Below are 6436 nucleotides of genomic sequence, written 5' to 3' on the forward strand. Positions count from 1 at the left end.
TGGTTTGATTCCTGCATGAGCTCCGTTCCCGCCGCGCCCCGGCGCGTGCCGCTGCTGCGGCCGCGCGACTGCGTCGTCGGGGGCGTGAGCGTCGCACTCGCCCGGCACCTCGGGTGGTCGGTCGGTACGGTGCGCTGGCTGTTCGCGGCGACGACCCTGCTGGGCGGTGCCGGCGTCCTGTTCTACGCGTGGCTCTGGGCGACCGTGCCGGTCGAAGAAGCGGTGGTGGATGCCGGTGCCGCGGCAGCCCCGGTGAGGCACCGCATCCCCCTGCGCTGGGTCGGCGTGGTCGCCTGCCTCGTGTTCGCCGTCTTCGTGCTCCTGCTCTGGGAGCGCACCGGTGGCGTGATGGCCGGTCTCTTCTTCACCCTCGCGCTGTTCCTCGCCGCGGTCGGCGTCTTCGGCCCGTGGGCGATCCGCCTCTGGCACGAGCTCATCGCCGAGCGCACGAAGCGCGTGCGGGAAGAGGAGCGCGCAGAGATGGCCGCACACCTGCACGACTCGGTGCTGCAGACCCTCGCACTCATCCAGAACCGTGCGGGCGCCTCAAGCGAGGTGGCCCGCATCGCCCGCGCCCAGGAGCGCGAACTGCGCGAGTGGCTCTATGCCGGCGTCGGCGCGGCAGACAGCGACCTCGCGACCGACCTCAAGGACTACGCCGCCGGCCTCGAGTTGGACTATCCCGTGCGCTTCGACGTGGTCGCGGTGGGCCAGAGCACCGAGCGCTCCAGCGGAGAGCTGGCCGCGGCCGCCCGTGAGGCAATGCTGAACGCCGCGAGGCACGCCGGTGGAGACGTCTCCGTCTACATCGAGAGCGCCGCGACGGGCGTCGACGTCTTCATCCGCGACCGCGGCCCCGGATTCGACCCCGCGCAGGTTCCCGAGCACCGCCTCGGAGTGCGAGAGTCGATCATCGGCCGCATGCGCCGGGCGGGCGGCACGGGTGCCGTCGGCCGCGGCGCGGGTGGCGAGGGCACCGAGGTGCATCTGCACTTCGAGACGGCCAGAAGGGACGAGCAGTGAGCGAACCGGTCACCGTCGTGGTCGTCGACGACCACTCGATCTTCCGATCCGGCTTGCGCGCCGACCTCGACGATTCGGTGCACGTCGTCGGCGAGGCGGGCGACGTCGACTCCGCGATCGCCGCAGTCACCGAGCACCAGCCGCAGGTGGTCCTCCTCGACGTGCACCTCCCGGGCGGCCAGGGCGGCGGTGGTGCAGAGGTCATCCGCCGTGCGGCACCCGCGGCGCCGAGCACTCGCTTCCTCGCTCTCAGCGTCAGCGACTCCGCCGAAGACGTGGTCGGCGTCATCCGCGCGGGCGCGAGGGGCTACATCACCAAGGGCAGCTCAGGCGCCGAAGTCAGTCGAGCCGTCGCGACCGTCGCAGGCGGCGACGCGGTGTTCTCGCCCCGCCTCGCCGGTTTCGTCCTCGACGCGTTCGGGGCGGCCGCCGGCGAGCAGGCCCAGACCGACGAGGAGCTCGACCGCCTCTCCGCCCGCGAGCGCGAGGTCATGCGGCTCATCGCGCGCGGCTACGCCTACAAAGAGGTCGCGGCAGAGCTCTACATCTCGATCAAGACCGTCGAGACCCACGTCTCGGCTGTGCTGCGGAAGCTCCAGCTCTCCTCACGCCACGAGCTCACCGCGTGGGCGCTCGAGCGCAGGCTGCTGTGATCGCCTACTCGCCGCGAGGATGCGGCGCGCGCGGCATCCCGCCCCGTTTTGCGCCCCTCTTCCCGCTCGCCTAAACTGTCCGAGGTAGTTGAAATCTGCCAAGCTTTCCCGTGCCCAGATTTCAGCCCATAGGGCGGTGGCTCAATTGGTAGAGCAGCGGTCTCCAAAACCGCAGGTTGCAGGTTCGAGTCCTGTCCGCCCTGCAAGCCGGCGCTCTTGCGTCGGCCCGTGAAAGGTGAGCTGAGTGGCCCGAAAAGTCATCGACGAGCCCAGCGAGGACGTCGTAGCGATCGCGAAGAGACAGCGCGCTGAGCGCCGTAACCCCTTCGCGCGCGTCGCTCTGTTCTTCCGCCAGGTGGTGGGCGAGCTGCGCAAGGTCGTCACCCCGACCCGTGGCGAACTGTTCAGCTACACCGGCGTCGTGCTGATCTTCGTGATCATCATGATGGCGCTGGTGTTCGGCCTCGACCAGCTGTTCGGCTGGCTCGTGCTGCTGGCCTTCGGTTCAGGCTCGGGTTCCTGATCACGGGCGAGGCGGTCTGCCGGCTGAAGCAAGCAGGCCGAGTTACAGAAATGGATTGGTGAGCAGTGGCTAAGAGTGAGCGCGAAGACGTCGATTGGGCGACCGCCGCAGAGCAGTCGGCTGAAGACGACGAGGCGCAGACGGGCAGCATCAACGCGGTCGATGAGGCCGATGTGGATGCCGCTGAGCACCGCGCCCTGCACGTGAGTGGCAACGACGGCGAGTCCGTCGACCTCGACGCCGTCCTCGACGCGATCGCCGAGGCCAACGACCCCGAGGCCGACCAGGTCGTCGACGAGGCGCTCGAGGTGCCGACCTCTGAAGATGCAGAGGCCGTCGTCAACGCGCTCGAAGACGCCGACGACGAGGCCGCGGCCGAGGCCGAGATCGACCCGTACGAGGCGTTCAAGAACGAGCTGCGCATGAAGCCCGGCAAGTGGTACGTCATCCACTCCTACGCCGGCTTCGAGCGTCGCGTGAAGTCGAACCTCGAGAACCGCATCCAGTCCATGGACATGCAGGACTACATCTTCCAGATCGAGGTCCCGATGGAAGACGTGGTCGAAATCAAGAACGGCCAGCGCAAGATGGTCACCCGCGTGCGCATCCCCGGCTACGTCCTGGTCCGCATGGAGCTGAACGAGGACAGCTGGTCGGTCGTGCGCCACACGCCCGGTGTGACCGGATTCGTCGGCAACGCTCACAACCCGACGCCGCTGCGCTTCAACGAGGCCTTCGAGATGCTCAAGAGCCTCGTCCAGGTCGAGGCGGCTCCGGCCGGCCGCGCGGGCGCCAAGGGCCAGAAGGCTGCGGCGCGCGCGATCCCCGCCGAGGTCGACTTCGAGATCGGCGAGACGATCACCATCAAGGAAGGCTCGTTCGCGGGTCTGCCCGGCTCCATCAGCGAGATCAACACCCAGAGCGGCAAGCTCACGGTTCTCGTCTCGCTGTTCGAGCGCGAGACCCCGGTCGAGCTCAGCTTCGACCAGGTCACCAAGCTGTAAGAAGCGCCCAGCTTCGTCAACTAAGATTCCACGGTCCACCGCCGGCGTCCGCCGCGCGGGAGAGCGCGCGCTCTGCTCCTGAGCAGCCAGCGCACTCGAACAGAAAGAAGGAAACCAATGGCTCCCAAGAAGAAGGTCACTGGTCTGATCAAGCTTCAGATCAAGGCCGGCGCCGCGAACCCGGCGCCCCCGATCGGCCCCGCGCTCGGTCAGCACGGCGTCAACATCATGGAGTTCTGCAAGGCGTACAACGCTGCCACCGAGGCGCAGCGCGGCAACGTCATCCCGGTCGAGATCACCGTCTACGAGGACCGTTCGTTCACGTTCGTCCTCAAGACCCCGCCGGCCGCTGAGCTGATCAAGAAGGCCGCGGGCGTTCCCAAGGGCTCCGGCGTGCCCCACACCAACAAGGTGGGCAAGATCACGCGCGAGCAGGTCCGTGCCATCGCACAGGAGAAGCTCGTCGACCTGAACGCGAACGACCTCGACGCCGCCGAGAAGATCATCGCCGGCACCGCCCGCTCCATGGGCATCACCGTCGACGCGTAAGCGCCGCAGACCACACAACTTTTCGTGGCAGCGCCGGCCAGGCGCGACGACCACCCTCTCTCAAGGAGAACCAGACATGGCACAGAAGTCCAAGGCCTACCGGGCCGCGGCCGAGAAGATCGAGGCCGGCAAGTACTACACGCCGGCCGAAGCCGTCTCCCTCGCGAAGGAGACCGGCTCGACCAAGTTCAACTCGACCGTCGAGGTCGCGCTGAAGCTCGGCGTCGACCCCCGCAAGGCCGACCAGATGGTCCGCGGCACCGTCATCCTTCCCCACGGCACGGGCAAGACCGCTCGCGTCATCGTCTTCGCAACCGGTCCTGCTGCTGAGGCGGCTCTTGCGGCCGGTGCCGACGAGGTCGGCGGCGACGAGCTGATCGAGAAGGTCGCGGGTGGCTACACCTCCTTCGACTCCGCGGTTGCGACGCCCGAGCTCATGGGCAAGGTCGGCCGTCTCGGTAAGGTCCTCGGCCCGCGCGGCCTCATGCCGAACCCGAAGACCGGCACCGTGACCCCGAACCCGGCGAAGGCCGTCGAGGAGATCAAGGGCGGCAAGATCGAGTTCCGCGTCGACAAGCACGCGAACGTGCACTTCGTCGTGGGCAAGGCCGGCTTCTCCGCCGAGCAGCTCGCCGCCAACTTCCAGGCCGCCGTCGACGAGGTCCAGCGCCTCAAGCCGGCCTCGGCCAAGGGCCGCTACATCCAGAAGGGCGCCGTCTCGACGACCTTCGGCCCCGGCATCCCGCTCGACGTCAACGCGCTCTAAGCAGCAGACGTCTCTCGAAGGGCCCGCCATTCGGCGGGCCCTTCGTCGTACCAGGGGCGTGCAACTGGCCATCGCCAGCGCGCGCCGTCGCTTGTAGCCTCGACCCATGGCACGCGAGCTCCGCAATTTCATCGCAGGCGAGTACGTCGAGTCGACGGGCGAAGACCGGCTCGATCTCGTGAATCCCGCGACAGAGCAGGTCTTCGCCACGAGCGCGAAGTCGACGGATGCCGATGTGCACCGCGCCTACGAAGCGGCGGCCTCCGCGTTCGAGGAGTGGAGTGGGGCGACGCCGTCAGAGCGCCAACTCGCTCTCTTCCGCATCGCAGACGCCGTCGAGGCGCGCGCCGATGAACTGGCTGAGCTCGAGGTCGAGAACACCGGAAAGCCGCACGGCGGAGTCGTGCCGGACGAGATCCTCGTCGGCGTCGATCAGCTGCGGTTCTTCGCGGGGGCTGCGCGAAACCTTGAGGGACGCGCTGCTGCGGAATACCTCGCCGACCACACCAGCTTCGTGCGCCGCGAGCCGATCGGCGTCATCGGCCAGGTGACGCCGTGGAACTACCCCTACATGATGGCGATCTGGAAGATCGCTCCAGCGCTGGCAGCAGGCAACACCGTGGTGCTCAAGCCGTCGGACACGACGCCGGCCACGTCGCTGCTGCTCGCCGAGATCGCTGCGGAGTTCCTGCCCGCGGGTGCGCTGAATGTGGTCACCGGCGACCGGGACACCGGTCGCGCGCTCATCGCCGATCCGATCCCGCAGATGGTCTCCATCACCGGCTCCGTGCGCGCCGGGACGGAAGTCGCGGGATCGGCGGCTCACGACCTCAAGCGGGTGCACCTCGAGCTCGGCGGCAAAGCTCCGGTCGTCGTGTTCGACGACGCCGATCTCGAACGCGCCGTTGAGGGAATCGCGACTGCCGGCTTCTACAACGCCGGTCAGGACTGCACCGCCGCGACGCGGGTGCTCGTCCAGTCCGGCATCCACGATGAGTTCCTCGCCGCCCTCGCCGAATACACGGCGGCCAACGCGCTGACCGGAACCCCCGATCGCGACGACATCCTCTTCGGCGCGCTCTCGAGCGCCGCCCAGCTCGAACGGGTCGAGGGATTCCTCGGCCGGCTGCCTGACCGCGCAGAGATCGCCGTCGGCGGCCATCGCGCCGCCGAGGTCGGCTATTTCCACGAGGCCACGGTCGTCGGCAATCTCGAGCAGGCCGACGAGATCATCCAGAACGAGGTGTTCGGTCCCGTGATCACGGTGCAGAAGTTCGCGGACGAAGCGCAGGCGATCGGGTGGGCCAATGACGTGCAGTACGGCCTTGCCTCCTCCGTCTGGACGAAGGACCACGGCAGAGCGATGCGCATGGCCAAGAAGCTCGACTTCGGCTGCGTGTGGATCAACACCCACATCCCGTTGGTCGCAGAGATGCCCCACGGTGGCTTCAAGCACTCCGGCTACGGCAAGGACCTCTCCCAGTACGGGTTCGAGGACTACACCCGCATCAAGCACGTCATGTCGTTCATCGGACAGTGATCGGGTGAACTCCCGCGGAATTCCGGGCGACACGCCCGGCATGCAGGGGCGATTTGTGGCCCTCCGCGAATGGCTCCTAAAGTAATACTCATCACCCCAAAGGTGCGGCTGAGCGGATCAGCTCGCCGGCCTCAAGAGGAGATGATCTTCCGGCATTCGGAGCCCGCACCGATTTGGTGCGAGAGCCACGAACTGCTAAGATAGACAAGTTGCCCCGGAGTGAATCCGGCCGAGATTTCGGTCGGCCGAATCCGGGTGCGTACGGTCCTTGAGAACTCAACAGCGTGCACATTGTCAATGCCAATACCCCGGTGTCTGGCCTTTTTGGTTGGGCATGGGATTCCTTTTGGTTTATTTGATTATTTGAATGTCAGTTTT

General features: G+C 67.2%; 7 protein-coding genes and 1 tRNA gene. All 8 read left to right on the forward strand.

The features are described 5' to 3' along the window. Positions 1-15 precede the first annotated feature (15 nt). The 8 genes from ABD736_RS12825 to ABD736_RS12860 all read left to right on the forward strand — a co-directional run bounded on the left by ABD736_RS12825 (position 16) and on the right by ABD736_RS12860 (position 6058). Complete coding sequence (locus tag ABD736_RS12825) at positions 16-1023, forward strand: ATP-binding protein (RefSeq protein WP_344792171.1); 1008 nt, start codon at positions 16-18, stop codon at positions 1021-1023. Beyond that, on the forward strand, positions 1020-1676 hold the full coding sequence (locus ABD736_RS12830; RefSeq protein WP_344792172.1) for a response regulator: 657 nt from the start codon (positions 1020-1022) through the stop codon (positions 1674-1676). The genes ABD736_RS12825 and ABD736_RS12830 overlap by 4 nt, the downstream gene beginning before the upstream one ends. Positions 1677-1806: 130 nt before the next feature. Next, positions 1807-1879 (forward strand) — tRNA-Trp (locus ABD736_RS12835). A 41-nt stretch (positions 1880-1920) separates the two neighbouring features. Then, complete coding sequence (secE, locus tag ABD736_RS12840; RefSeq protein WP_344792173.1) at positions 1921-2199, forward strand: preprotein translocase subunit SecE; 279 nt, start codon at positions 1921-1923, stop codon at positions 2197-2199. A 65-nt stretch (positions 2200-2264) separates the two neighbouring features. Then, positions 2265-3203, forward strand: a complete 939-nt coding sequence (gene nusG / locus ABD736_RS12845) for a transcription termination/antitermination protein NusG (RefSeq protein WP_344792174.1) — start codon at positions 2265-2267, stop codon at positions 3201-3203. 117 nt (positions 3204-3320) lie between these two features. Beyond that, positions 3321-3752 carry a 50S ribosomal protein L11 gene (gene rplK, locus ABD736_RS12850; protein WP_120789538.1) on the forward strand — a complete coding sequence of 144 codons (432 nt, stop codon included), beginning with the start codon at positions 3321-3323 and terminating at the stop codon, positions 3750-3752. Positions 3753-3828: 76 nt separating this feature from the next. Beyond that, positions 3829-4518 (forward strand): 50S ribosomal protein L1, encoded by a 690-nt coding sequence (gene rplA / locus ABD736_RS12855; RefSeq protein WP_344792175.1) that lies wholly within the window; start codon positions 3829-3831, stop codon positions 4516-4518. Between the two features lie 106 nt (positions 4519-4624). Then, positions 4625-6058, forward strand: a complete 1434-nt coding sequence (locus ABD736_RS12860; protein ID WP_344792176.1) for a gamma-aminobutyraldehyde dehydrogenase — start codon at positions 4625-4627, stop codon at positions 6056-6058. Positions 6059-6436 lie beyond the last annotated feature (378 nt).

Origin of the sequence: Gryllotalpicola daejeonensis (genome assembly GCF_039538145.1) — a bacterium.
Taxonomy (GTDB): Bacteria; Actinomycetota; Actinomycetes; order Actinomycetales; family Microbacteriaceae; genus Gryllotalpicola; species Gryllotalpicola daejeonensis.

Bases quoted from the DNA above. Each gene is read 5' to 3' on its own strand.
- rplK (WP_120789538.1), top strand. From the start codon at position 3,321: ATGGCTCCCAAGAAGAAGGTCACTGGTCTGATCAAGCTTCAGATCAAG.
- rplA (WP_344792175.1), top strand. From the start codon at position 3,829: ATGGCACAGAAGTCCAAGGCCTACCGGGCCGCGGCCGAGAAGATCGAG.
- ABD736_RS12860 (WP_344792176.1), top strand. From the start codon at position 4,625: ATGGCACGCGAGCTCCGCAATTTCATCGCAGGCGAGTACGTCGAGTCG.
- ABD736_RS12825 (WP_344792171.1), top strand. From the start codon at position 16: ATGAGCTCCGTTCCCGCCGCGCCCCGGCGCGTGCCGCTGCTGCGGCCG.